20 protein-coding genes are annotated in these 24,012 nt (G+C 44.7%); 4 read left to right on the forward strand and 16 right to left on the reverse strand.

Going from position 1 to position 24,012, the window contains the following annotated elements; translation table 11 throughout:
• Positions 1-116 precede the first annotated feature (116 nt).
• The gene (locus JGK11_RS26615) at positions 117-1,517 is read right to left on the reverse strand and encodes an NB-ARC domain-containing protein (RefSeq protein ID WP_293193112.1); all 1,401 of its coding nucleotides are present in this window, start codon (positions 1,515-1,517) and stop codon (positions 117-119) included.
• 247 nt (positions 1,518-1,764) lie between these two features.
• Here JGK11_RS26615 and JGK11_RS26620 point away from each other — a divergent pair, with 247 nt between their 5' ends.
• Together JGK11_RS26620 and JGK11_RS26625 are read left to right on the forward strand one after the other, a co-directional pair.
• The gene (locus tag JGK11_RS26620) at positions 1,765-2,250 is read left to right on the forward strand and encodes a hypothetical protein (RefSeq protein ID WP_293193113.1); all 486 of its coding nucleotides are present in this window, start codon (positions 1,765-1,767) and stop codon (positions 2,248-2,250) included.
• A 154-nt stretch (positions 2,251-2,404) separates the two neighbouring features.
• Complete coding sequence (locus JGK11_RS26625; protein WP_293193114.1) at positions 2,405-2,863, forward strand: hypothetical protein; 459 nt, start codon at positions 2,405-2,407, stop codon at positions 2,861-2,863.
• A 133-nt stretch (positions 2,864-2,996) separates the two neighbouring features.
• On the opposite strand, the gene JGK11_RS26630 is transcribed toward JGK11_RS26625, so the two are convergent.
• The 9 genes from JGK11_RS26630 to JGK11_RS26670 all read right to left on the reverse strand — a co-directional run bounded on the left by JGK11_RS26630 (position 2,997) and on the right by JGK11_RS26670 (position 10,744).
• Positions 2,997-3,254 (reverse strand): hypothetical protein, encoded by a 258-nt coding sequence (locus JGK11_RS26630; protein WP_293213529.1) that lies wholly within the window; start codon positions 3,252-3,254, stop codon positions 2,997-2,999.
• A complete protein-coding gene (locus tag JGK11_RS26635) occupies positions 3,214-3,576 on the reverse strand; it encodes a hypothetical protein (protein WP_293213532.1) in 363 nt (120 codons plus the stop codon). Before JGK11_RS26635 ends, JGK11_RS26630 begins: the two co-directional genes overlap by 41 nt.
• 110 nt (positions 3,577-3,686) lie before the next feature.
• A complete protein-coding gene (locus JGK11_RS26640; RefSeq protein ID WP_293213534.1) occupies positions 3,687-4,511 on the reverse strand; it encodes a peptidoglycan-binding protein in 825 nt (274 codons plus the stop codon).
• 73 nt (positions 4,512-4,584) lie between these two features.
• A complete protein-coding gene (locus JGK11_RS26645; protein WP_293177981.1) occupies positions 4,585-5,127 on the reverse strand; it encodes a hypothetical protein in 543 nt (180 codons plus the stop codon).
• Positions 5,124-5,618, reverse strand: coding sequence for a DUF4365 domain-containing protein (locus tag JGK11_RS26650; protein ID WP_293196669.1), 495 nt, complete (start codon positions 5,616-5,618; stop codon positions 5,124-5,126). The genes JGK11_RS26645 and JGK11_RS26650 overlap by 4 nt, the downstream gene beginning before the upstream one ends.
• 223 nt (positions 5,619-5,841) lie before the next feature.
• Positions 5,842-6,786, reverse strand: a complete 945-nt coding sequence (locus JGK11_RS26655; protein WP_293196668.1) for a GDP-L-fucose synthase — start codon at positions 6,784-6,786, stop codon at positions 5,842-5,844.
• A gap of 538 nt (positions 6,787-7,324) precedes the next feature.
• On the reverse strand, positions 7,325-8,356 hold the full coding sequence (gene gmd, locus JGK11_RS26660; RefSeq protein ID WP_293193119.1) for a GDP-mannose 4,6-dehydratase: 1,032 nt from the start codon (positions 8,354-8,356) through the stop codon (positions 7,325-7,327).
• A 227-nt stretch (positions 8,357-8,583) separates the two neighbouring features.
• The gene (locus tag JGK11_RS26665) at positions 8,584-9,315 is read right to left on the reverse strand and encodes a sugar transferase (RefSeq protein ID WP_293177969.1); all 732 of its coding nucleotides are present in this window, start codon (positions 9,313-9,315) and stop codon (positions 8,584-8,586) included.
• A gap of 271 nt (positions 9,316-9,586) precedes the next feature.
• Positions 9,587-10,744, reverse strand: coding sequence for a glycosyltransferase (locus JGK11_RS26670; protein ID WP_293196716.1), 1,158 nt, complete (start codon positions 10,742-10,744; stop codon positions 9,587-9,589).
• A gap of 335 nt (positions 10,745-11,079) precedes the next feature.
• Here JGK11_RS26670 and JGK11_RS26675 point away from each other — a divergent pair, with 335 nt between their 5' ends.
• Positions 11,080-13,239 (forward strand): iron uptake porin, encoded by a 2,160-nt coding sequence (locus tag JGK11_RS26675; RefSeq protein WP_366054061.1) that lies wholly within the window; start codon positions 11,080-11,082, stop codon positions 13,237-13,239.
• Positions 13,240-13,305: 66 nt separating this feature from the next.
• Here the strand turns inward: JGK11_RS26675 and JGK11_RS26680 are convergent, their stop codons facing one another.
• The 5 genes from JGK11_RS26680 to JGK11_RS26700 all read right to left on the reverse strand — a co-directional run bounded on the left by JGK11_RS26680 (position 13,306) and on the right by JGK11_RS26700 (position 19,629).
• On the reverse strand, positions 13,306-13,560 hold the full coding sequence (locus JGK11_RS26680; RefSeq protein ID WP_293185279.1) for a hypothetical protein: 255 nt from the start codon (positions 13,558-13,560) through the stop codon (positions 13,306-13,308).
• Positions 13,561-14,170: 610 nt separating this feature from the next.
• On the reverse strand, positions 14,171-14,638 hold the full coding sequence (locus JGK11_RS26685; protein ID WP_293185280.1) for a response regulator: 468 nt from the start codon (positions 14,636-14,638) through the stop codon (positions 14,171-14,173).
• Between the two features lie 113 nt (positions 14,639-14,751).
• The gene (locus JGK11_RS26690) at positions 14,752-15,138 is read right to left on the reverse strand and encodes a response regulator (protein WP_293185282.1); all 387 of its coding nucleotides are present in this window, start codon (positions 15,136-15,138) and stop codon (positions 14,752-14,754) included.
• 133 nt (positions 15,139-15,271) lie between these two features.
• On the reverse strand, positions 15,272-18,268 hold the full coding sequence (locus JGK11_RS26695) for a PAS domain S-box protein (RefSeq protein WP_293213537.1): 2,997 nt from the start codon (positions 18,266-18,268) through the stop codon (positions 15,272-15,274).
• 149 nt (positions 18,269-18,417) lie between these two features.
• A complete protein-coding gene (locus JGK11_RS26700) occupies positions 18,418-19,629 on the reverse strand; it encodes a response regulator (RefSeq protein WP_293213539.1) in 1,212 nt (403 codons plus the stop codon).
• Between the two features lie 720 nt (positions 19,630-20,349).
• Here JGK11_RS26700 and JGK11_RS26705 point away from each other — a divergent pair.
• Positions 20,350-21,570 carry a transposase gene (locus tag JGK11_RS26705; protein WP_293185284.1) on the forward strand — a complete coding sequence of 407 codons (1,221 nt, stop codon included), beginning with the start codon at positions 20,350-20,352 and terminating at the stop codon, positions 21,568-21,570.
• Between the two features lie 20 nt (positions 21,571-21,590).
• Here the strand turns inward: JGK11_RS26705 and JGK11_RS26710 are convergent, their stop codons facing one another.
• The gene (locus JGK11_RS26710; protein ID WP_293185285.1) at positions 21,591-23,513 is read right to left on the reverse strand and encodes a response regulator; all 1,923 of its coding nucleotides are present in this window, start codon (positions 23,511-23,513) and stop codon (positions 21,591-21,593) included.
• Positions 23,514-24,012 lie beyond the last annotated feature (499 nt).

Consider the following 24,012-nt stretch of genomic DNA (forward strand, 5'->3'; position numbering starts at 1 on the left):
TCAAAGAGGACTCAAATTAATTGCATTTTGCATCAAACTCTGTAGTCGGTTTTAACCGACTTTCGCTTTGAGGCAGGGGTTTAAACCCCTGCCGGACTGTGGGAAAGTAGAAAGTATCAACAAACTGGATTTGATATTAAATATTGTCTCACCACAGGACAAACACTAAATAGCGTTTCATTCTCAATTTCTTCAATTTCAACTAACGATCGCCTCCCCAAAGATTGCAGCCCGTTGAACAACTCCGAGGGCGATAAATCGGCATCTTGTAGCAATTGCTCTATCGAAACTGAATTTGCTTCGAGGCTGAGGCGGGAAATGAGCTTTTTCTCTAATTCTGACAGGCGATCGATCTGCGGGTGCAATGCTGCTGCCAATTCTTCCCCTAGGAATACCATATCATATTTCAAAAAATCTGCAACCCTGCCTCGGAATATTTCTTGAATGGTGGTGGCGACTATTTTTAACCACAATGGATTGCCTCGGTAGGCATTAATTAGGTTTTCCCATTTTTCGGGGTTTAGTAAACTTTTTTGTCGGAAAATTTCGGTGGCATCTGTACCTATGCCTTTGAGTTGTAAAGTACGAACTGGTGAATTTTCGCCTGTTAATGCGGTAATTTCTCTGGGGGTTTCCCAAGTGTGGAGGATCAAACAACTGTTGTGGGTTGTTTCTCCGATTTGTCGGAAGAGGATGCTGTAATTTTCGCAGTCTGGGCGGTAATTTCCTGCGAGTTGTCCGTTGCTGAGGAGAGTTTGCGCGTCGTCGAGGATGATGAGACAGCGGTTTTTTCGCAGATATTCCATTAACAGGGAAAGTCGATCGCCAATGCTGACTGGTAATTCGGTTTCTGGTTGATTGGCGATAAATTGAATCAGGTTTTTTAGGGTGGTTGCGAGGGGTGGAGAGGTGCGGAGACTTCGCCAAATTACGCAGTCAAAGTGATGTTGAATTTGTGGGATGAGGTGGAGGGAAAGTGCGGTTTTGCCGATGCCGCTGAGTCCTGATATGGCTGCGAGGTTGCACTTTTCTTGGACAATCCATTTTTCGAGGGTGGCGAGTTCGGATGTGCGATCGTACAATAATGAAATATGAGGGGCATCTGCTAAGTCTAGTCTGGTTTGGGGTTTTGAGGTGTCTGGGGTGGGCTTGGAGGGCGATCGATCTTTTGGAATTTCGGGAGGTTGCAAAGTGTCTCCACAAACATTGATGTTATTAATTTGTGCAAAGTCTTTCGCGAAATTTGATGAAACAATGGAGAATCGCCACCTCTCCATAGCAATTTTTAAATTTGATTTATTAACCTCTTCACCAAATACCTCTGAAAGGATTTGCCATAACTCAGAGGCTACATTTCTGACATGACCTTCAGTCCGATGGGATTCTTCTGCGATTGTAGAGTGTTTTTGACCTTTCCATACACCCAGCAGGATAGCTTTTTGCAGATCGTCCAAGTGTTCTCCTGTTTTGGCGAAAACCATTTCGTCGGCAAATCTCAAGACTTCTTGAACGTCCATTAGTCGGCTTGTGGGAATTTTAGTTATTGTATCATACTTTTTATGACATTTTATAGCAGAAATGATTAAATCTGACATTTAATGGGATAAGGCTTTGTAAAACTCATTACATTTCCTGACTTTTTATGACTAGACATAACTTGAATATTGACACGAAAATATTCTATATTTACAAGCACAACTGTACTTTTAACAGTCAATTGTATAGCTATAACAAATCAAAAAACTTCCTGTAGGAGGGAGAATTATGAGTAGCAGTAATAATACTATTGCTATCGTTAGTCTTGGGCTTGGTATTGTTGTCATCATGGGGATCGGTGGCATTGTTGCCTACTCGAATGTGAATAATCAGCTAGTTAGCACTCAAACTCAGTTACAACAAGCTCAAAAGGAGCGAGACGAGTTTAAAAAACAGAGCGAGGAAAAAGATAAAGAGATCAATGAGAAAGATAAAGAGATCAAAGATATTCGTGAAACTTCTGGCGATCGCGAAAGTCAAATTGCTCAAAAACAAGGCGAACTTCAGCGAGCTAAAGCAGAGACTCAGACGGTAAGCGGCTGCCTAAAAGGTGTATTGGAGGCAATCTCATATCAAGATGACCAAAGTAAGGCTATCTTTGCTCTAGGAGCAGTAAAGGATAAGTGCGAATCAGCCGGAAGGATCGTACAACGAATAGAAAACACACAGGATGAACAACAATCTCCTCGTACAAGCAATATCCAATCGAATTAATAAATCAGGGTGCCATTACATTTGTTCAAAAGTCAGCGAACTTCCTGCTTAGCATCGCTGCGGGTAATCGCTCTTTCTTTTTCTGAAGTGCGATCGTCCTTATGTTATTACAAGCTTAAATTATTTCTGCACACATCATTTGGTTACTAAAGCAATGAACAAAAAACTAGGAATTTTAGCGATCGCAGCTCTTTTTACTATCAGTGGGGCTATCCTTAAAGGTACTCAAATGGCTAATGCTAAGCTAGTAGCACCCACTACAGTCACTAATCAAAACTTTACAGATAATAAGTTAACAATCTTAGCGCAGGGTTATGGACAACCACAGGGTAGCCCTTGGGAACAGGTAGATGCACAAAAATACAAAAATCCCGATACCGGGCAGACTTTTTGTTTCTACTATAACCCAGGACGCTGGGCACCGTGTCCAAATCAGGGCACATCAGTTATCAGAGTGCGAAATGCCAAATGCACGGGTTCCAATATTACCCAAGCATTAGCCGATCGATGTCCACGCGCTTTGTGTGGATTAGCAGAGCTTCAAGCCAGTTTAGACGAACTTAGAAGTAACGGACGCTCAATTCCTGCTTTACCTTGTAATGGTCTCCCCTAGCAAACAGATGTGGATTTATCTAATAAGTGAGTTTGATTTTTAGGGTGCTTTGTTAACGCCCTTTATTTTACATCATTTTTGAGAGCGATCGCCCTTCCTTCACTGAAGTGCGATCGCTCTAATTATTCTTCACTCAAACTATTTCCGAGGCTAAAAGCCTACCATCAACTCGCTCATATTCATCTTCCAGTAGCCACGAATGAGCCTCATCGTAACTTGAACCTAAAAACAGCAGTTTATAATTCGGCGATGGCTCGTAAATACCACACTTACTATTTTTGCCACCCACTAACATCAGAATCCGAGGCGGGAAAACAATCGGATCTACCCACAACTCGATAAATTCCCAATCATTGACTTGTTCGACGAGGTTTTGTGCGGGGGATAACATGGTAATTATCGGTTCCTTTGATGATTTTAATTTCTGCGTAATACAGCGGAATGCGACTGCCGTCGGCTCTGATTTGATGACCTATAGGATAATCAAAGTATAGCCCGTAGCGATCGTAGTCATCGGTTTCATCCTCAATCCCTGTAAGCTCTCCTCTATCTATAATAGCTTGTATCACTAAATCCATTGTGGCTCTGTCATTAAACACATGAGCTTTTTCTTCTTTTCTCAGCAGTCTTTGTACCTGTGGCGTTTCGGGAAGATGTTTGTCAAATAAACTGGTTCTTGGGTCTGGTGTTAGTTCGCGGTTAATGCCACTCATTAACTAATTATATAGGATACTTGCAATTGATCCTACCATAACCTTATATCAAAAGCGCCCTGACTTGAATTGAGGAGCGAGCGCTTTTATAATAACAGAAGAGAGGATATTTAAGCACTTTCCTCAATTAAATCTGCTTCAGCATCCCGCCGTCTGTTCATCCCTTCTTCAATGCTCGTTCCCAGCCAAATTCGTTTCATTTTGCGAATTTGTTCGGCAATTTTACTCACATTTTTTTTCGTTACCAAATCGCGAACTACACGCATTTCCAGGCGGCGGTTTCCCTGCATACTCGTGCCGCGGTTGAACACCAAACTTACCAATCCTCCTTGAACATCTGCCGGCAATTGTTCAAAACCGGGAAATGCTTCTTTTGTCAGATTGTAAAATTTCGGCACTGTGACAACATTAAAAACTTCCCATGCTAATTCCCAGGGAACAATGATGTCTCTAACACTAGCTAAACGTTCTTTTGCTGCATCCTCTGTCAACTCGCAGCATTCACTCAAACGCTGGCGCTCAACATCTGTTAATTTCTGCCAATCTTGGTTGAAAACTTCTACTGTGTTGTAACCTAGATCGTAACCGATGCCGATCGTAATTCCCGATGCTCCTTCCGGCCAAGTTGGACGCTGCAACAGCTTTTCGTAATATAGCCGCCCGCCGCCGACCTCGAATTCTAAGATTAGCTCGATCGCCCTGTATGATAAAAGTGACGATCCCAAAGGTTCCCCAGGGAACAAAGCAGCTAGCGTTTCCGGGCCCGCTATGCCGTTTGCCAAAAATTTTTGATTGGTTTGAAACTGTTTGAGGGATGCTTCAGTTTTTGGCCCAAACTTACCGTCAGCAGGGCCTGGATTCAACCCTAACTCCAGCAAGCGTTTTTGAAGTTTCACAACATCGGAACCCGATGCACCTAATTTTAGAGTTTGCACAACCTGTTTTCCTGTAATGCGATCGGCACAATAATTTTTGCTTGATATTGTACCACAACCAGCATCTCCCAAACTATGAGATTAATTCTGCCTCACTCAGCAGAGCAAAATCGCGCGGATTGTTTAACACGAAACCGTCATTTTCTTTAATTAAATCACCAAAACAGGTGACAGGCGATCGGGCTTCATAAGCCTTGAGGGCCAACTGATAATCTGCTTCCGGCAATTCCAGATTAATTTTTCTCAGCTTCCCCACCACAAATCCTATTAAAGTAATTTGGTCTGGAGATTCTGCCCCATACACTTTATTAATCCATCCCGAGATTGCAACATTAGGTAAAACCGTGATTAAATCGCTGAGAATATCTAGCTGAGAACGATTTTCTATAACTTCTAGTGCTTTTAAGTTTCGACACATCACCTCTGCAAAATCATCAAAATCTTGGTGAGGTGAAACCAATACTTCCCCCTCCTGACTCACAGAATTTTTCTTAATCCAAATGAATCCCTCATAAAATTTACGAGCTTTATGCCAGCCATTTATCTGTAAGTATTTCTCCAACACATTTGGCTCAATTGTTTTCAGAATGTGACTATCTCTTACAGTTACTTTCATGGCAAACTTCCCTCGCTAATGCGCTGTATCATTGACTTAAGAGCTTCTACTGTAAACTGATTGCTGCGGGGTAAAGAAACAGTCACATTTGCTATATTTTGTGTTTCTGTCTGTCCCCGCAATGACATCCAGTAGGCACAATTTCTCATACACAGTTCCGCTTCTGACTGCTGCAACCAGTCTTCTAGATTTTCTGGTACTAAAACTACAACTAAGATTCGAGGTACTAGGGCATTTCTTCTCAAATCATTGTAGTTTTTGACTTTGAGCGGATATCGGATGTAGTCGCCGTCTATCACGTCCCTTGAAGTACATTTTAATTGTAACTTCAACTCAGGAAAATAAACGCTTCCGTCACCGCTGGCAGCCGTGATTTGTAAGTCGATGCTGTCGAAGTCTAACTCTAACGGATCGATCGAGAAACCCGCAACTGCCGCCACAGCACGTACATAAGCTTTGCTGAAAAGTTCTTTCTGCTGGTTCAGTTCCATTCCAAAATAAACATCTTGCAAAAATAATATATTTTACAAGAGAGGTGTTCCACAAGTAATTATTGTAGGAGAGTTCTACCCGAGACGCGATCGATTCATATAATTTCTTATTCTTAGTCCGCGGAGGCGGACATTGTTTGTGTAGTAGCGGTTTCAACCGCCGAGTTTTATAAATAAGATGCAAAACAACCCGGTTCCTTCAAGAAACCGGGTTGTTTTACACTCAAACTGCGTGTTTGCGATACCAATCGATCGTATTTTTCAAGCCTTCTTTAAACTCCACCTCAGCCACAAAACCAAACCTTTCCTTAGCCCTTTGGGTATCCAAACAACGGCGCGGCTGACCATTCGGCTTGTCTGTTTCCCAAACAATTTCTCCCTCATATCCCATCAATTCGCAAATTGTTTCTACTAACTCGCGAATTTTAACTTCGCTATTTGTTCCCAAATTAACCGGGTCAGATTCATTGTAAGATTGAGCCGCCATCACAATCCCGCGCGCGGCATCTGTGGAATACAAAAACTCGCGGCTGGGGCTACCATCGCCCCAAACTGGTAGTGTTTTGTCTCCTCTTTCTTGGGCTTCGTGGACTTTGCGAATTAATGCTGGGATGACGTGGGAACTTTTCGGATCGAAGTTATCTTCTGGGCCGTACAAATTAACTGGTAGCAAGTAGATACCGTTGAATCCGTACTGCTGGCGGTAGGATTGTAGTTGCACTAATAAGGCTTTCTTTGCTATTCCGTAGGGTGCGTTGGTTACTTCGGGATAGCCGTTCCAGAGGTCGTCTTCTTTGAAAGGAACTGGAGTCAAGTTGGGATAGGCGCAAATTGTGCCGACGCAGACGAATTTTTCGACTCCTGCTTCGTAGGCTGCGTGGATTAGTTGCGCGCCCATCATCAAATTGTCGTAAAATAGTTCTGCCGGTTTGATGAGGTTTAAACCGATGCCACCGACGTGGGCTGCTAAGTGTATGATGATGTCTTGTTGGTTGGCGGCGCGCTTGCAGTTTTCCATGATGCGAAGATCGCAGTCGATCGATCGACTAACTGAAATTTTATCAGCATCCGCGCCTGCTTTGACTAATTGGTCGATTACCTGACGGCCGAGGAAACCGGCGCCGCCCGTGACTAGGATGCGTTTGTTGCTTAAATCCAAGCTTGTCATAATTTTATCCTCGGGATTTTCAATAAAGGTCGATCGACAATTTCCAGTCTAAATTTGTTACTTTAGCAAAAAAGCTTTCCGCTACAGCAGGCGCTAACAAGTCAGTTTTAGCTGTCCCAGATAGGGGAAAATTGCTCCGTTTGTATCTGAACGTGAGATTTATGGGTTTCCAGTCCTCAACGTTTTAATGTTTTTGTTGGCCCGCACAGCCGAAAATTTGGCGATCGGTTAAGCTGGTTGTTGGAATGCCCGCACTAATAGCTACAACAATCCTCTCATCACTTGTGAACTGTTTGTATGGGTAATGCCCCGATGCGCGAATCGGGTAACAGACGGGACACTACCCATACAAATTGTTAGCAGTCACCACACCCGGGAACGAATACAAGTCCCTGACAGGATTCGGGGAGTGTCAAAAATTTTAGACTAAGAGTTCCAACTTTCAGATTCATCTGTGGAGTAAGTCCAAAATCTAAAATCTAAAATCTAAAATCTAAAATCTAAAATCTAAAATCGACTGACGGTTTAGTTTTGTGGATCAATCAAATCCGTTGCCAGAACCTCGTTCTTGCTTTTTGAGCGATTTCATGTCAGCATCTACCATTAAATGCACTAACTGCTCAAAAGTTACAGAAGGTTCCCAATTTAATTGCTGGCGCGCCTTAGTCGAATCACCAATCAACAGTTCGACTTCTGCCGGACGCAAGTAACGTTCGTCAAACTCCACATATTTTTGCCAATCTAAATTGACGTAAGTAAATGCCAAATCTAGAAATTCTTTAATGGAATGGGTTTCGTTAGTAGCAATTACGTAATCGTCAGGCTTCTCTTGTTGCAGCATCAGCCACATTGCCTGCACGTAGTCTTTAGCAAAGCCCCAGTCCCGCTTGGAATCGAGGTTGCCCAAATAAAGTTTTTTCTGCTGGCCGACGACAATTCTGGCAACAGCCCGAGTAATTTTGCGAGTTACAAAAGTTTCACCACGGCGCGGAGACTCGTGATTGAACAAGATGCCGTTACAAGCAAAAAGTCCGTAGGATTCGCGATAATTTATTGTTTGCCAGTGACCGTAAACTTTGGCACAAGCGTAGGGACTTCTGGGATAAAAGGGAGTTGTTTCCTTCTGCGGAACTTCCTGCACCAAACCAAACATTTCAGAAGAACCTGCTTGATAAAACCGCACTTCTATGCCTGTGCGATTCTGGTAGTCCCGAATTGCTTCTAGTAGTCGCAATACCCCCATCCCTACGGCATCAACCGTATATTCCGGTGAGTCAAAACTGACTCTAACGTGAGATTGAGCGCCTAAGTTATAAACTTCTACAGGCTGAACTTGTTCCAATATTCGGCGGAGAGTAGTGCCGTCGGTCAAGTCGCCGTAGTGCAGAAACAACTTTGCATCCTCGCTGTGAGGATCGACATAGATATGGTCAATGCGATCGGTATTGAAACTAGAACTGCGCCGGATAATGCCGTGAACTTCGTATCCTTTCTCTAACAGTAATTCGCTCAAGTAGGACCCGTCTTGGCCTGTAATACCTGTTATTAGCGCTCGCTTGCGTTGCGTCATCTGATTTTCCTTTGACAGGCTGTGTTAATTCACTTCGGACTTTCAGGGTAGAGGCTGTTGTTGCCTGCCCGTCGTATGCTCAAGCTCTACCTTAACTCACAATTCTTCGATCGGCATCAAGGAAGTGTTTTGTTTGAGTAAAGAGTTTGCCGCTTGCTGTCAGTAGTCAGCCTCAGTGGTCAGTAACAAACAAAACTAACTACCGATGGCTGACTGCGGACAAAAAATTAATATGCGCCGTTATTTTTGGGGAAAATCACAACTCCAATTGTTTTGAAAACAATCCACATATCCATCCAAAGGTTTTTGTCATTGGCATAATAGAGGTCAATTTGGACTCTTCGGGGATACGGAATGTCGTTGCGACCGGACACTTGCCACAAACCTGTAATTCCAGGTCTGATGGTGAGAATTTTGTTGATGTGACGGCCGTATCTCGGCAGTTCTTCTTCAACTAAAGGTCTCGGCCCGACGACGCTCATATCTCCTTTTAATACATTCCAAAACTGGGGGAACTCGTCTAAACTGGTCATTCGTAAAAATCTTCCAATCCAGGTAATTCGAGGGTCTTGTTTAAGCTTGAAATTGTCCTCAAACTCTTGACGCAAATGCGGAGATTTTTCCATGATTTCCAGCAATATGTCGTCCGCATTTTCCACCATCGTTCTAAATTTAAGGCAATAAAACATTTTACGGTTTTTGCCTACTCGTTCCTGTACGTAAAAGATAGGCCCGGACGAGCTTAAGGCGATAGAGAGAGCCAAAAGCAGGTAAACCGGAGCAAACAGGATTAGAACCGATAAGGAAAAGAGAATGTCAAATAACCGCTTGAAAAATTCTCCGTCGAGTCTCTCTAGAGAACGACTTATGCGTCTATCTCCTTGCAGGACAGGCGCAAAACCGCGTCTTGCGATCGCTCGAATTACCTTGCCGGAGATTAGTTGGCTGTCGGCAGTCATCTTACTCCTTCACTTCACACCACACACAGTCACGATCATAAGGCCTCAAGACGCTTTGTTCTCTGAATTATGTTTCAAATACTCAATTTTCTTGCGGAAAGGGGCAGTTGACTGTTGTCAGTTGACTGTTGACGGTTGGCAGTTGGCGGTTGCACTCAGACATGATGGAGGAGACGGCAGTGCCGTGTCCCTACGGTGATTAATGTAGGGAGACGGCACTGCCGTCTCCTCATTTCGGGCAATGTTGATTCCGGTGCAACCGGAATTGATATCAAGTCTGAGTAAAATCACCGGATTGAAATTCCTGATAGGAGTGTTCCACAAAAGCTAGATAGCGCTGCTCAAAGACTTCCGGGGCAAACTGGGAGGCGCGCAAGCGTGCCATTTCTGGCCCAAATTTGCCTTGCAACTGCTCAAATTCTTCGACAGCTTCGACTATTGCTGCTGCGGTTTGGGAGGGGAAAAATAAGCCTGTCCCAGTCTCAGGGTGTTGGCGAATGTCGAGCACTGTCTCCAAAGCGCCGCCTGCTGCATAGGCAATTACTGGTGTCCCGCAAGCTTGAGCTTCTACTAAAGCGATGCCAAAATCTTCGCAAGCTGCATAGACAAAGGCTTTCGCTTCTGCCATGTACTTTTCCACTACGGAGGCGGGCTGCCAGCCGAGTAGTTGCACGTTGGGTTTGGCGATTTGCCGAATCATTTCTAATTCTGGCCCGGTGCCGATGACAATGAGAGTATGCCCGAGTTGATTGAATGCTTGGACGATCGCACTTACGTTTTTGTAGCTTACCAACCGGCACACTGTCACGTAAAAGTCTTGTTTTTGCCGCATCAAGGAAAATCTCTCGATATTTACCGGCGGATAAATCACCTCGGCGCGCCGTCGGTAGCACCGCCAAATTCGGCGTGCGGTGTGTTGGGAGTTGGCGATGAAATAATCGACGCGGTTGGCAGAAATTACATCCCACTGCCGCAGTCGGTGCAACAAATATCGCGTCAGCAAGCCCGGGATGCCCCGTCCGGCTTTGCTGCTGCGTAAATAGTCAAAAGTTAAGTCCCAAGCGTAGCGCATGGGCGTGTGGCAGTAGCAGACGTGCATTTGCCCTGGACTGCTGAGGATGCCTTTGGCGACGGCGTGGGAGGATGAGAGGATGATGTCGTATTCTCGCAGATCTAGTTGTTCGATCGCGATCGGCAGAAATGGCAAATATTTTTGCACGCCGCTGCGGGCCTTGGGGAAATTCTGCAAAAATGTCGTGCCAATCTGTCGCCCGAACAGATAGCTTTCGGGATTCGCCGATTCAAAGTCAATCAGGGCATAGATATCAGCGTCTATGTATTTGAGGATTTCGGCAACTACGAGTTCTGAACCGCCGGTAGCTAAGGGCGTCAACCATTCATGAACTAGGGCGTATTTGAGTTTTTTCACTTTATGTAGTCGATCGAACGATTTGTGAGCGCCAGTTCTGTCAATATTAGTCTTACCGAGGGATCGCTTACGCACCCTCAAGCCATCAACCGTGTTTCTACGCAGGCGACTCGATTGTAGATTTTAGATTTTAGATTTTAGATTTTAGATTTACTCCACGGATTAATCTGGGATTTTGAACAGAAGTCTAAAATTTTGGACTCGAAACTCACCAGCATCGGGTATTTGTAAGAATTTTTTTGGGTGCTTCAAACCAATATTTTTTGGGAGCAACGGGGTTTTTGTCAAATCGGAAATAGCAAAACCGCACTCTGCGGGAAATTTCCCGCCGATTGTTGACAAATAATACTATTAGGCGGAATACTGTAGGTGATTTGCGATCGCCAAAATGTGTGGAACGGGCGATCGAACTAACGTGGTGTGAGGAAAAAATGTCCAAATTTTTGTGGAAAGGACTTTTAGCAAGTCCCGCTGTACTAGCAGCAAGTTTAGTCGTATCTTCGACAGCCCTAGCAGCAGAGCAACCTGTAGAAATTGCCGCAGCTCAAGCCAATCAATTGGAATTAGCAGGTGCTGCAACCGAGGCAGCACAGCCTGAAATAGCAGCAATAACGGCAGAACCAGCGTCAGTAGTTAACAACTTAACTGTTGAGACTATTGAAAATAACAATCTCGCAGCAAAAGTAGCCCGAGTTGCCGAACCAGCCGCATCACCGGAAAACAACGCAGTTGCAGCAGCAGACTTAACCGAAACCAAACCCGCAGTCGCGCCCGCCAACTTAAATGCCGAGCAACCTGTCGCAGAGCAAATCCCCGCAGTCGCGCCCGCCAACTCCAGCGAAAAACCCGCTGTACCAACTAATGTCAGCGCCGACAAAGCAGCCGCAAAACCCCAGCAGATTTCCCAATCAACTGCTCCAATTGCCCAGCCTCCAGCGCAGTCAAATGTTTTAGAACAAATCAACCAATACAGCGCAGAAGGCAGCAGCGAAGATGCAGTCGGCCAAGTAACCTCCGTTTCGCAACTTTCCGACGTGCGGCCCACCGATTGGGCATTCCAAGCTTTGCAATCCCTAGTAGAGCGCTACGGGTGCATTGCCGGCTATCCTGACGGCACCTATCGCGGCAACCGGGCGATGACTCGCTACGAGTTTGCAGCGGGTTTAAATGCCTGTTTGGATAAAGTCAACGAGCTGATTAAAGGCGGTACCAGGGGTTTAGCCACAAAAGAAGATTTGGCTGCTGTGCAAAAGCTGCAAGAAGAGTTTGCAGCGGAATTGGCAACTTTGCGCGGGCGCGTCGATGCCTTGGAAGCGCGCACCTCTGAATTAGAAGCAAATCAGTTTTCGACTACGACTAAACTCAACGGCGAAGTAATCTTTGCATTGACAGGTATCGCCCGGGGAGAAGATGCTGACGGCCGCGATGCCGATCGAAGCACGGCTTTTGGCAGCAGGGTTCGTCTCAATTTTGACACGAGTTTCACTGGTAAAGACTTGCTGAGAACTCGACTGCAAGTTTTAAATTTGGGTGCGTTTTCTACTAATAATACTAAAACTGCTGAAGGGGAATTGCGGTTTAACGCCGGGCCTTTTGGAACAGCTAGCAATACAGTCGGTTTAGATGCGCTGTTTTACCAATTTCCCCTCGGCAAAAGCACTACTGTAATTCTCGAAGCCAATGCCGGTGCCGCTGACGATTTTACTAACACTGTCAATCCTTACTTTGACGGAGATGGCGGTAGCGGTGCTCTTTCTAACTTCGGCACTCGCAACCCGATTTACTATTTGACTGCGGGTACTGGTATCGCTGTGCGGCAGCAATTGGGAGAAAAACTTGAGCTGAGTTTGGGATATTTGGCCGGCAACGCTGCAAGCCCGACGCAGGGTAACGGTTTGTTCAACGGTTCTTACGGCGCTTTGGCTCAGTTGACTTTCAAACCGACAAGCACTATGGCTTTAGGTTTAACTTACGTCAATTCCTACAACTTCGTCACTGGTACGGGCAGCAACGCTTCTAATTTTCCGGTACGTCTCGGTTCCTTCGGCATCGACAGCGACAATAATCTGCCAGTTTCTAGCAATTCCTACGGCGCCCAAGCTTCGTGGAGAGTGCGGCCTGGATTGGCAATTGGCGGTTGGGCTGGTTACACTAACCAGCGCATTTTATCTAACTTGGCTACTCCTACCGGTTCTGTGCAGCGCGGAGACCAAAAAATCTGGAACTGGGCTGTTACTGTGGCTTTTCCCGATTTGTTGAAAGAGGGAAATGTGGCGGGCTTTCTGGTAGGTATGGAGCCGCGAGTAACAAGTTCTACTAATCGGACTTTGCCGGAAGATAAGGATACTTCTCTTCACATTGAAGGGTTCTATCAGTTTAAGTTGAGCGACAATATTTCGATCACTCCGGGTGTGATTTGGCTGACTGCTCCTGACCACAATAAGAGTAATTCTGATTTGGTAATTGGGGTGGTGAGAACTACGTTTACTTTCTAGGCTCAGCCCTTTTGGTTTTTGGCTTTGGGATTTGGGATTTGGGATTGGCAGTTTTAATCTCAAATCTCAGGCCGCCAATTTCAAACTGGTTGAAAAACTCAGATTCTGTGGCACCCATGCTTTATTGAGAGTTGCTATAGATGGCAATGAACAATATTGGTTAAGATTGTAGACGGGCATTTCTTGCCAACACTCGCGACAAAACCAGTAAACTTGTTGCTGGCGAAAGTGACGCAGCATCGGATTGGAGCAGCAGGGACAGTCTGTATTCTGGTTAACTTGACCGAGGATTTGATTTGAGCTGCTGGATGCGTCTGTCATAATAACCTCTTTTTTAACTCAGATATATTTCACTGTTGTTGGAAAGTGCTGTAACCTGGCTTGAAACACCAACACCATGACTGTAAAAGTGAAAAGTAAAGATTTGGTAAAAAAGATAAGGTTGTTAAGGAATTGAGTTAACTTGAAATATTTCGCAACAATAAATAGTTAGACTTGTTAAAAAATGCAGGTTGAGGGAAGCTCCAAACTCTTATGCAGTAAGTCATTCCCTTTCTGTCAAGTATTGCTAAAACCTAATTAATTGTTGGGTGGAGTGAATGTCCGAGTTGTTTGTACTCAGCTCGCGCAGAGGTGCGTCGCTATGAATTTGTTGATTTTTTGGCGAGGGATTTTGAGTGGCGGCACACCCTACGGCTAGTAAGAAATGAAAATTTAATAACTTACAATTTTTATTAGACCTCTTGCAAAAGTCCTTTTAATCAAATTTTGGGACGGGCTAGAAGCCCATCCCACAAGAAAAAAGATTTTTGTGGGATGGGCTTCTAGCCCGTCCTAACTATGTCTATTGTTCTTGTGGGATGGGCGTCCCGCCCGTCCCACAAATATGTGTAAATTCTTTCGCGATCCTCAGACTGAGCGATGTGAGATTTTAGTCTAAGTCCCAGCCTAAGGCCTGAGCAATCTGAACGGACAGCATAGCTGGATCGAGGGGATTTACAATCACTGCTGCTATTTTATCTTGTGGGAACAAGCTCTGTTGTAGATCGACCCATTTCGCTTTGAGAGTTAGCAGCACAACTGGAATTGCTTGGGTTGTGGGCAGTGTTTTTAGTTGTTTGAGAAATAGGAATTCATCTATGGCGCCAGTGGAAATATCCAAAATTATGCTATCGGGCTGATAGAGTATTGCTTGTCGCAAGCCTTCCAGGGTTGAATTGGCAACTCGCACGTTCCAACCTCCTAAGTCGGTTAAACAAGCTTTTACTACTTCCTGCATATTTGGTTCTTTGTAAATCAGTAAAATTGTTTTGGTGGTCATAGCAACCACTTCCAAAGCCTTCATTTGATTTTGATATTCGAGATACTGCGTGACATCATTGAATAACTGAAAAAGCATTCATGTAGTCTCCTCTTATGCTAAGAGCTTTTAGCTGTATCCCGGAAGCCTAGATAACCACGGTAAGGAATTGGTAAAGATTTTACTATCGTTACAAAACTTGACAAATAATCTTAAAATTCTTCATCCCACCCCAAAATCTCTGCGACTTCTACCGTCAGGCTGGTGGGTTGGATTGGTTTGGCAATTACGCCTGTGACGCCCATTTGGGCAAATTTTGCCCGATCGCTCGGCAGGACTTTTGCTGTCAGCAGAATCACCGGAATCGATCGCGTCTTGGGATCGGATTGAAGGCGATCGTACACAGCAAATCCATCCATTCCCGGCATAGATACATCGAGCAAAATGGCTGATGGTTGTTGTGTTTGGACTATTTGTAAACACTCTTCTCCCGATGCTGCTACCAGCGTTTCCCATCCGCCTAGATCTTCTAAACACGCTTGCACCAATTCTCGGAGGTGTTCTTGATCGTCAACTACTAAAATTAATCTGTCAGTCATGGGATTTGAGATTTTAGATTTGGGATTTTAGATTTTAGAGAGTCCTGGGCGTTAGGTACGTAGTTGCGCTTCAGCGCTCTAAATTATGAAAGAGCGCTGAAGCGCAACAACATACCTTTATTGAAGGTGACAGTTATTCGATCGCAGGTAAGGGCAATGTAAAGAAAAATGTGCTGCCTTCACCTAAAATACTTTCTGCCCAGATTTTTCCACCGTGCTGCTCAATAATACTGCGACAGATGGGCAATCCTAACCCGGTTCCTCCTTTTTCGCGGGAATCTGAGGCATCGACTTGTTGAAATCGCCCAAAAACGAGTTCTAATTTATCGGCTGGAATGCCGCGCCCGCGATCGCGAACTTGGAACAGCACGCAGTCTGTTTGGTTTTCCGCACTCAGGTAAATGGTGGCACCGACAGGCGAAAATTTAAGAGCATTACTAAGTAAATTTGTCAAGGTTTGGAGGATGGCATCTGCTGCGGCCCAGACTTCTGCATCGGTGGGGATAATAATTAATGAAATCTGGTGTTGATTGGCGATCGCCTGGAGGGCATCTACTACTTGCTGCATCAAATCTGCGGCTTTGCAAAGGGTTTTATCGAGAAATGCTCGCCCGGACTCCAGCCGTTCCAAATCTAAAATATCATTCACCAGGTTTACCAAACGATTGGTATCAAGTAGGGCAATTTCGATCATGCGCCGGGACTTTTCGGGTTTTTTATCGTAAATTCCAGTTTTTAATAGTCCTAAGGACATTTGAATTGCTGTCAGAGGAGTACGCAGTTCGTGGCTGACAATGCCGATGAATTCATCCTTAATTTGTTCGATTTTGTTGCGTTCGGTGATATCTTCGCCAATGCTGATACTGCCGATCGCGGTTCCATCTGAATCTTGCAGCGTTGTATTGTTCCAAGCAATGAATCGTTCTTCGCCGGATTTGGTCAAGATGACATTTCGATAATAGGGATGAGCATTGTGAGTCAAGAGTTGCAAGAAGTCGGCTTCAGTTGATTTTATACTAGAACTAGGCAAAAAGTTTTCAAACCAATTTTTGCCTAAAACTTCTTCGTGAGTATACCCTGTGAGACCGACAAAAAATGGATTGACGTAGTTGATATTTCCCGACGCATCGAGTCCGACAACAATCAACTGCACATTCTCCAAAAGCGATCGCCAGCGCCGTTCGGCTTCTCGAATTATAGCTTCTGCTTGCTGGCGTTCTTGCAATTCGAGTTCAAGTTGGGTGTAGAGTTGGGATTGCTGAATGGCGATCGCCAATTGGCTGCTAATCTGTTCGAGTAATTCAATTTCCCAAGATTGCCAATTGCGAGGTGCAGTATTTTGGTAGATGATTAACAATCCCCAGAGGAATTCTCCCGAAAATATGGGAACTGCCAAATATGCTTTGGCTTGAAATTGTTGCAAGAGTTGGATGTGACAGGGATGAAGTCCAGCTTCGTCAATATCGGCGATCGCAAAGGTTTCGTGATTGCGGAAGCGACCTCCTTTAGTTTCTTGCAGGTAGACATCTTCACAAGCTTTTTGAATATTGCATTCCACCAGTTTTACCCACTGCGGATCGACTGACTCAACCACAAAATCTCCACTCCAATCGGGAGTGAAACGATAAATCGCAGCGCGATCGACTTGTAATGTTTGCTTGACTTCTGTGACGGTAGTATTCAGAATGTCCTTGAGGTCTAAAGATTGGCGAATCGCTTGAGTAATAGTCCAGAGCAAACTTTCTTGTCGGGATTTCTGTTCTAGAGCTAATCGGCGCTGTTCTTCGCTCTCTCGCAAGGCTAATTCAGCTTGTTCTCGCTCTCTTTGGCTCTGTTTGCGATCGCTGATATCAAACAATGTTGAGCGGGTCATCATAAAGTTGCCTGCTGCATCTTCTATCGCGGTAGCATTCAGGTTAAACCAACGGCTTGAGCCGTCTTTAGTGGACATCTCGAACTCCAGGTTTTCGACCCAGCCTTGTTGTTTTAACTTGGGAAAGTTTTCATAAAAAACTTGTTTGCCATCTGGTGATAGCAGATCCAAAAACTTAATTTTATACAGCAGTTCATCCCGGGTATAGCCTAACCACTTTAGTTCTGTATCATTAATCCGAACCATTGTCCCCTCGGCATCCAGGGAGTGATAGCCACAGGGAGCATTATTGTAGAGGTCTTCTACTTCATGGATATATTGCTGCAAGACTAATTCTGCTGCTTTTCGCTGGGTAACATCACTGTTAATTTCTAGGATTTTAATTGGTCTACCTGCATCATCTTTTTGCACAACCCAACGGCTAGATACAGTAATTTGGCGATCGTCCCTAGTGTAATGAATTAGTTCTCCTTCCCAGTAACCTGTTTCAAACAGTTCTGCTTGAATTTCTGCCAATGGCTGCGGAAATTGCGTTTTGAACAAACTGTGCGATTCTTGTCCGAAGGCCTCGGCTTTTGTCCAGCCATACATCAACTCGGCTCCCTGATTCCAAAAGGTGATGACTGAGTTTAAATCCCAGGTGATAATACTATCGTGGGCGAGATCGAGCAGTTGTGCTTGTTCTGTGAGGAGTTGATAGGCGTGGTCTTTTTCGAGTAAGGTAACTAACAGACGATCGTTGACTTCGGTGAGTTGGGCTGTTCTTTCTGTTACCCGTTTTTCGAGTTCGGTATTGATTTGTTGGAGGGCAATTTGTGCTTGTTTGCGATCGGTAATATCTTCAGTGAAGAGAATGATGCCACCAACATCGCCATTGCTGCGATACCAGGGGTGAATTTCCCACCGCAACCATTGCAGGGAGCCATCTGAGTGTACAAACCGATCTTCATCGCATTTTTCAATGAAACCTGCGAAACCGCGCTGGTGGAATTGCTTCCACTCCTCTGGAATATTCGGAAAAAGCTCGTAGTGCGATCGCCCAATTATCGATCCTAGGTCATTGAGCAGATATTCATCAACCCATCGCTGGCTGGCGGCTAGGTAACACATGGAGCGATCGAACATCACAATACTGGCGGGAGCATATTTGATGAACAATTGCAGTTTTTCCTGAGTCTCCTCTAATGTTAGTTCTGCTTGTTTGCGTGCTGCGATACCAGGGGTGAACTTCCCACCGGAACCATTGCTGCGATCCATCTGGATAGATTAATTTATCTTCTTCGCATTTCTGAACAAGCCCTGCAAAACCGCGCTGGTGGCTTTGTTTCAAATGAAGAGGCAGATCGGGAAAAAGCTCGTAGTGCGATCGCCCAATTATCGATTCTAGGTCATCGATCTCAAATTCATCAACCCATCGCTGGCTGGCGGCTAGGTAACACATAGAGCGATCGAACATCACAATACTGGCGGGAGCATATTTGATGAACAATTGCAGTTTTTCCTGAGTCTCCTCTAATGTTAGTTCTGCTTGTTTGCGCTCTTTGGATGGCAATACTAGCTTGTGCAGACAACTGTCGCAGCAATTCTATTTCTGAAGCTTGCCATTCTCGCGGCGCAACGCAGTGATGAGCAATTAGCAAACCCCAAAGATTTTCACCTTGGAGAATCGGCACGACTAAATTTGCCCTGACTTGGAGATTTGTCAGAAATTCTAGGTGACAGGGAGCAATTTGTGCCCTATAAATATCTGATTTAGCGGTGACTAAGCCTTGTCTGAAGCGTTCAAAATAGCTTTCACTAAGGCAAGGATCGTGTATCTGAGTGGATAGGATTGGTCTCGCTTCTGAACCAACTGACTCTACCACAACCCTGCCGCTCAAGTCTGGGGCTAATTGAAAGATAATTACGCGATCGCAGAGCAGAATATTTCTAATTTCTGTTACCGTGGTGTTGAGAATATCTTCTAATTTCAGGGAATCGCGGATAGCAAGTGCTGTTTTAGCCAGGATTTGCTGTTGCTGTCGCTGCCATTCCCGTTCTCTCATCAGTTGGCTGTGTCGCAGAACATAGCTAATGGAACGCTGCAAAACTTCTGGGGTAATCTGGCTTTTTTGTAAATAATCCTGAGCGCCGCTTTTGAGTAAATCAACGGCCATTTGTAGATTTCCCTGCCCTGTAAGCACGATCGCAGGAAGCGTATTTCGCCCAGTCTGTTGCAGCAGTTCCTCCAACAACTCTAACCCATCTATATCGGGTAAATAGTAATCTAGTAGCAAAATATCTGGGATCTGGTGCTGGCACCATTGCAGCGCATCTTCACCGTTATCAAATTCGACAATATTGTAGGTGCGATCGCTATCTTGCAACAAAAATCGGCGGTAGGTAGCGCGATCGACTTCTGAGTCGTCTACGAACAGAATGGTGTATTGGCCAGTTGCTTCAGGGCGGGTGGCTAAACCCAGAGAGTCCGGGAGGGTTAAGGTTGCCACTGCCGATGCTGTCGGTGGTAGCCCAGTTGCGGATTGCGATCGTCCAGCCTGCTGGAGAGCCGCCACTTCTGAGCGCAACAACTCTAATTCAGCAATCAGTTCGTCTTTAGTTTTGTCGATGTCTTCCATACTATTTAATGTTTTTGAAAGTGGTGATAAATAAAATCAGATTATGATAATTTTGGTAAAATTGAAAATTCAAACCAATATCGAAATAAAGTGTGTATCGTCTCGGTCAAATTAGAGATCCCCATTTGTTTCAAAATATAACCATTCGCCCCTTGTTTGTAGCATCTAGGTAAGTCTAGTTCATTCAGTTGACAGTTGACTGTTGACTGTTGACAGCAACCTCTTCCGGTCAGTCCGAGGATTGGAGTAATGAATGCTCTTCTTTTAATTTATACGCCAAACCCAGAGGCTTTCAAGCAATTATTTCTGGTGAATTGTCAACACTCGTTTACCCTACTAATAATGTTGCATGATTTTTTCATGTTGGTATTACTGAGAAAGTCGAAAAATGTTAGAATGAATGGTTTTAGCTAGAACAGCAGAAACCCCACACTGAATTTAGAGGGGGATTAATCGAGGCATCGCCGAGTACCCCTGATAAATCAGTGTGGGATGAATGCGCGACTGACGGAGGTACGGAGTCAGTCATTAAATGTCAGGGAGAGTCGATCGATCCACATCTCTATCATCTGGGTGATAGTCTGCTCTCTCGCTGTCGCGACTGCCCTCAGTTTATTGAGACGCTTTTCCGACAATCGAATGTGAAGATTCTTATCTTTCATTGGGTGTGTTGTTAACGCGAACACAATTATGATATCATAATTGTCAAGGAGGGTAATCATGAGAACGGCATATCAGTATAAACTACGTCCAACCAAACAACAGGTAGTAGAGCTAGACAGATGGTTGTCAATGCTGTGTTCGCAGTACAACTATCTGTTGGCTGATAGATTCAACTGGTACGAACAAAATCGTTCTCCTGTTAATGCCTGTCCTCTCGTCTGCTACTTGCCTGAACTGCGAGACAATCCTGATTATTATTCACAGAAGAAAACGTTACCTCAGCTTAAGAAAACGCATCCTTGGTATGGCGAGATTTACTCGCAAGTCCTTCAAGATATAGTCAAGCGAGTTAAGACAACCTTTGATCGTTTTTTGAAGGGTGACAGCAACGGGAAACGTAGTGGCAAACCTCGTTTCAAATCGCGGAGTCGTTATCGCACTTTTACTTATCCACAGATGAAGGATGGGTGCTTGCAAGATTACTCAATTAGCTTGCCAATGTTTGGTAAAGTTAAAGTTGTTTTGCATCGTCCTATCCCGGATGGGTATAAAATCAAAACCGCATCTGTAACTAAGAAAGCGGATGGCTACTACCTGACGCTTTCATTAGAAGATAAAGCCGTTCCAGAGATAAAGCCGGACTTCAATCCTAATTCAATAACAGGCATTGATGTAGGGCTGAAGGAATTTTTAACAACCTCTGAGGGCGAAACAGTCGCGATTCCTCAATACTACCGCAAAGCTCAAAAGCGTCTACGAGTCGCTCAAAAACGAGTCTCACGTCGCAAGAAAGGTAGCAACCGAAGGAAGAAGGCCGTTAAACAGTTAGGGAAGTGCCACAAAAAAGTAGCTGATAGGCGTAAAGATTTCCATTTCAAAACAGCAAGCAAGCTGCTATTAAAATATGACGTTATCGCACACGAGGATTTAAACGTCAAAGGTCTAGCTCGTACAAAATTAGCTAAATCTGTGTTGGACGCTGGGTGGTCAAGCTTTCTGTCGATTCTAACAAACAAAGCCGAAAATGCTGGTTTGTTGGTTGTTCCAGTAAGTGCCTATAATACTTCACAAGATTGTTCTAATTGTGGCGAGAAAGTACCAAAAAAGCTGCATATTCGTTGGCACAGTTGCTCGTGTGGATGTGAGCTAGATCGTGACCATAATGCAGCGGTAAATATAAAAAATAGAGCGGTAGGGCATTCCGTTCTTAAAGCCAAGAGCCTCCTAAGCGATAGCCGGATTGTCTTGGAAGCCCACACTATATCCGCTTCGGATTAGTGTGGGAGATGTCACTAAGTTTAAGTATTTCTCTGCTTGAGGCGCGGATTGGTGCGCTTGATGCGGCTGAGTACCCGCGTCACTAATTCTGGCCCTAGAACTGGTTTGGTAATGAAGTCATCGGCTCCGGCTACAAAGGCTTGGCTGAGGGAATCTGCATCGGTGTGAGCAGTTACAACTAAGATTGGCAAATCTCCCCACTGCGTATCCTGCCGCACCACCTGGCACAACTCTAGCCCGCTAATTTGTGGCATCTCCAAATCGAGTATGACTAAGTTGGGCGAAGTTGTAACCAGCACCTCCCAAAATCCTTGAGGATCGGTTAATTTTATCACGTGCAAACCCCAAGGTATTAGCAGTGCAGATAAGTGAGCTAAAATGGCAGGATCGTCATCAACAATTAATACTTTGGCTTGCGGGGCTTTAGTTTTGGTTAAGATACGGGATATGGCTTGAAAAATTTGGTCGGTGGTGGCAGGTTTGTGTAAAAATTGTTTGGCACCTAGGCGAGATACTGCTAGCCGATCGCCCAAACTGTCGCGCCCTGTAAATACAATTACGGGCAGGTTGGGCGATCGCTCGTTGAGTTCTCGCAGCAGCGTCAATCCATCTTCTTCTGTGTCGGGAAAGCTTAAATCTATTAAAATCAGATCGGGCATTGACATAGCCAAGCGCGATCGGGCAGCAGCGACATTCGGAGCAATTTTCATCCGAATTTTCCAAGTTTCGGATTCTGCTTTTAAGGATTCCGTCAAAGCAGTATCATCGTCAACTACTAGCACTCGATGACATACCGCGGTAGGCACTGGTGAATTGGTTGACGTAACTGTTGGTTTGGCTAATTCCTGCTCTAATCCTGTCACTACTTCCGAAAATCGTGTGATTTCTTCAGCAGTGAAAGGGCGAAGAACACCACAGGCGTTGACTGGGCTAACGGAGATTAGTAAATGCTCTGCCGATCGCGCTAATTTCGATCCTTCTGGATACCCAAAGGATGCCATAGAGCCTGCTAATTTATGCGCTTCATGCTTGGCCGCTCGATATAATTCGAGTTCCAAATTTCCGGCAATCATAGCGGTTTTTGCTTCCGACAAGACGGCAATTTGTTGCTGAAATACTCCTCGAAACCGCTCTAGCACTTTGTCAATCGCAGACGGATCTCCAGCGCGAGATTTCTGTTTGTTGGTGCTGTTGGTGCTAGAATTGTTTGAAAGCAGCGGTGCGGATTGGGGACTTCGCTTGAGTCGATAGCCCATGCCATAAACTGTTTCGATCATTTCTTCAGTCAAGCCGCCTGCTTTGAGTTTTTTTCGGATATCCTTAATATGAGTGTTTATGGCGCGATCGGTTGGTACATCGTCAAATCCCCACAGGCGATCGAGAATGGCGCTGCGGCTGAAGATGCGATCGGGATTTCGCATAAACAATTCCAGCAGGTTGTATTCTTTGGCTGTCAGTGAAATAAGTTGTTCGCCAAAGGTTACTCGCCCTGAATCCATGTCTAAACAAAGATTTCCCCAAGTCAATGTAGTGGATGAGTCTTTAGCAAAACTCCCAGGAGAAACTGCTTTAGAGCGCCGCAATAATGTGCGGATTCTTGCTAGCAATACTTCCGTACCGCAAGGCTTGTTGATGTAATCATCGGCTCCGGCGTCGAACCCTGCTACCACATCGGCATCTGAATCGTTTGCTGTCAGTAACAGGATCGGTTTGCGGTAGTTTTGCGATCGCAGTTGCCGGCACAGACTAATCCCATCTAGTTTTGGAACCTGCACGTCGAGCAAAATCAGGTCATACTCAATCAATGTTGCCAAGTCTAAGCCCGCTTGTCCGTCGCTGGCGCGATCGATCGTGTAGTCATTTGCTTCCAACACCTTTGCCAGTGTCGCACTCAGTAATGTATCATCTTCTACTAGCAGAATTCTGATCGGAGACTTGTTCATTGTGGTTGTAGGGTGCAATTCCGATGCGCTCAAGGCTGGTGGTGTAAGGCATTGGTCTTTCTTCTCATTCGATCGTAGGTTTGAATTTTAGAATATTCGGGCGATCGGACTTATTGATAATTTATTCATGCTAAGGGAGAATTAGTTGTGGGTCAGATTAATTTTAATTGATTGTATTAAAAAAAATTGCCTTTTTTTTTTAGGGTTCACACCTTGACTGCGAGCATTCAATCAAGTATAATTAAATAATGGAAATATTGGCAGAATTAAATTTTAAGTCACCACTTCCATTATCTAAAATATACCCCGGAAGTCGAGCAAAGTCAATAGGTAATAGTTCTTTTTTAGGGCGAATTTTTCAGAAGAAGCGATCGATCGCACTAACTAATTGTAGTTTAGACTTATTGTATAAATTTTTGAGTAATACGAAAACCGCAGATTTAAAGCAGATTGACGCAGATTAACGCAGATGAATTTCTAGATAGTCTGGGAATCAGTG

This window comes from Microcoleus sp. PH2017_34_RAT_O_A (assembly GCF_020737885.1).
GTDB lineage: Bacteria > Cyanobacteriota > Cyanobacteriia > Cyanobacteriales > Microcoleaceae > Microcoleus.

Excerpts from the sequence above, each read along its gene's own strand:
- JGK11_RS26615 (WP_293193112.1), bottom strand. The coding sequence starts at position 1,517 with ATGGACGTTCAAGAAGTCTTGAGATTTGCCGACGAAATGGTTTTCGCC.
- JGK11_RS26620 (WP_293193113.1), top strand. The coding sequence starts at position 1,765 with ATGAGTAGCAGTAATAATACTATTGCTATCGTTAGTCTTGGGCTTGGT.
- JGK11_RS26625 (WP_293193114.1), top strand. The coding sequence starts at position 2,405 with ATGAACAAAAAACTAGGAATTTTAGCGATCGCAGCTCTTTTTACTATC.
- JGK11_RS26630 (WP_293213529.1), bottom strand. The coding sequence starts at position 3,254 with ATGTTATCCCCCGCACAAAACCTCGTCGAACAAGTCAATGATTGGGAA.
- JGK11_RS26635 (WP_293213532.1), bottom strand. The coding sequence starts at position 3,576 with ATGAGTGGCATTAACCGCGAACTAACACCAGACCCAAGAACCAGTTTA.
- JGK11_RS26645 (WP_293177981.1), bottom strand. The coding sequence starts at position 5,127 with ATGAAAGTAACTGTAAGAGATAGTCACATTCTGAAAACAATTGAGCCA.
- JGK11_RS26650 (WP_293196669.1), bottom strand. The coding sequence starts at position 5,618 with ATGGAACTGAACCAGCAGAAAGAACTTTTCAGCAAAGCTTATGTACGT.
- JGK11_RS26655 (WP_293196668.1), bottom strand. The coding sequence starts at position 6,786 with ATGACAAGCTTGGATTTAAGCAACAAACGCATCCTAGTCACGGGCGGC.
- gmd (WP_293193119.1), bottom strand. The coding sequence starts at position 8,356 with ATGACGCAACGCAAGCGAGCGCTAATAACAGGTATTACAGGCCAAGAC.
- JGK11_RS26665 (WP_293177969.1), bottom strand. The coding sequence starts at position 9,315 with ATGACTGCCGACAGCCAACTAATCTCCGGCAAGGTAATTCGAGCGATC.
- JGK11_RS26680 (WP_293185279.1), bottom strand. The coding sequence starts at position 13,560 with ATGACAGACGCATCCAGCAGCTCAAATCAAATCCTCGGTCAAGTTAAC.
- JGK11_RS26685 (WP_293185280.1), bottom strand. The coding sequence starts at position 14,638 with ATGCTTTTTCAGTTATTCAATGATGTCACGCAGTATCTCGAATATCAA.
- JGK11_RS26690 (WP_293185282.1), bottom strand. The coding sequence starts at position 15,138 with ATGACTGACAGATTAATTTTAGTAGTTGACGATCAAGAACACCTCCGA.
- JGK11_RS26695 (WP_293213537.1), bottom strand. The coding sequence starts at position 18,268 with ATGGATCGCAGCAATGGTTCCGGTGGGAAGTTCACCCCTGGTATCGCA.
- JGK11_RS26700 (WP_293213539.1), bottom strand. The coding sequence starts at position 19,629 with ATGGAAGACATCGACAAAACTAAAGACGAACTGATTGCTGAATTAGAG.
- JGK11_RS26705 (WP_293185284.1), top strand. The coding sequence starts at position 20,350 with ATGAGAACGGCATATCAGTATAAACTACGTCCAACCAAACAACAGGTA.
- JGK11_RS26710 (WP_293185285.1), bottom strand. The coding sequence starts at position 23,513 with ATGAACAAGTCTCCGATCAGAATTCTGCTAGTAGAAGATGATACATTA.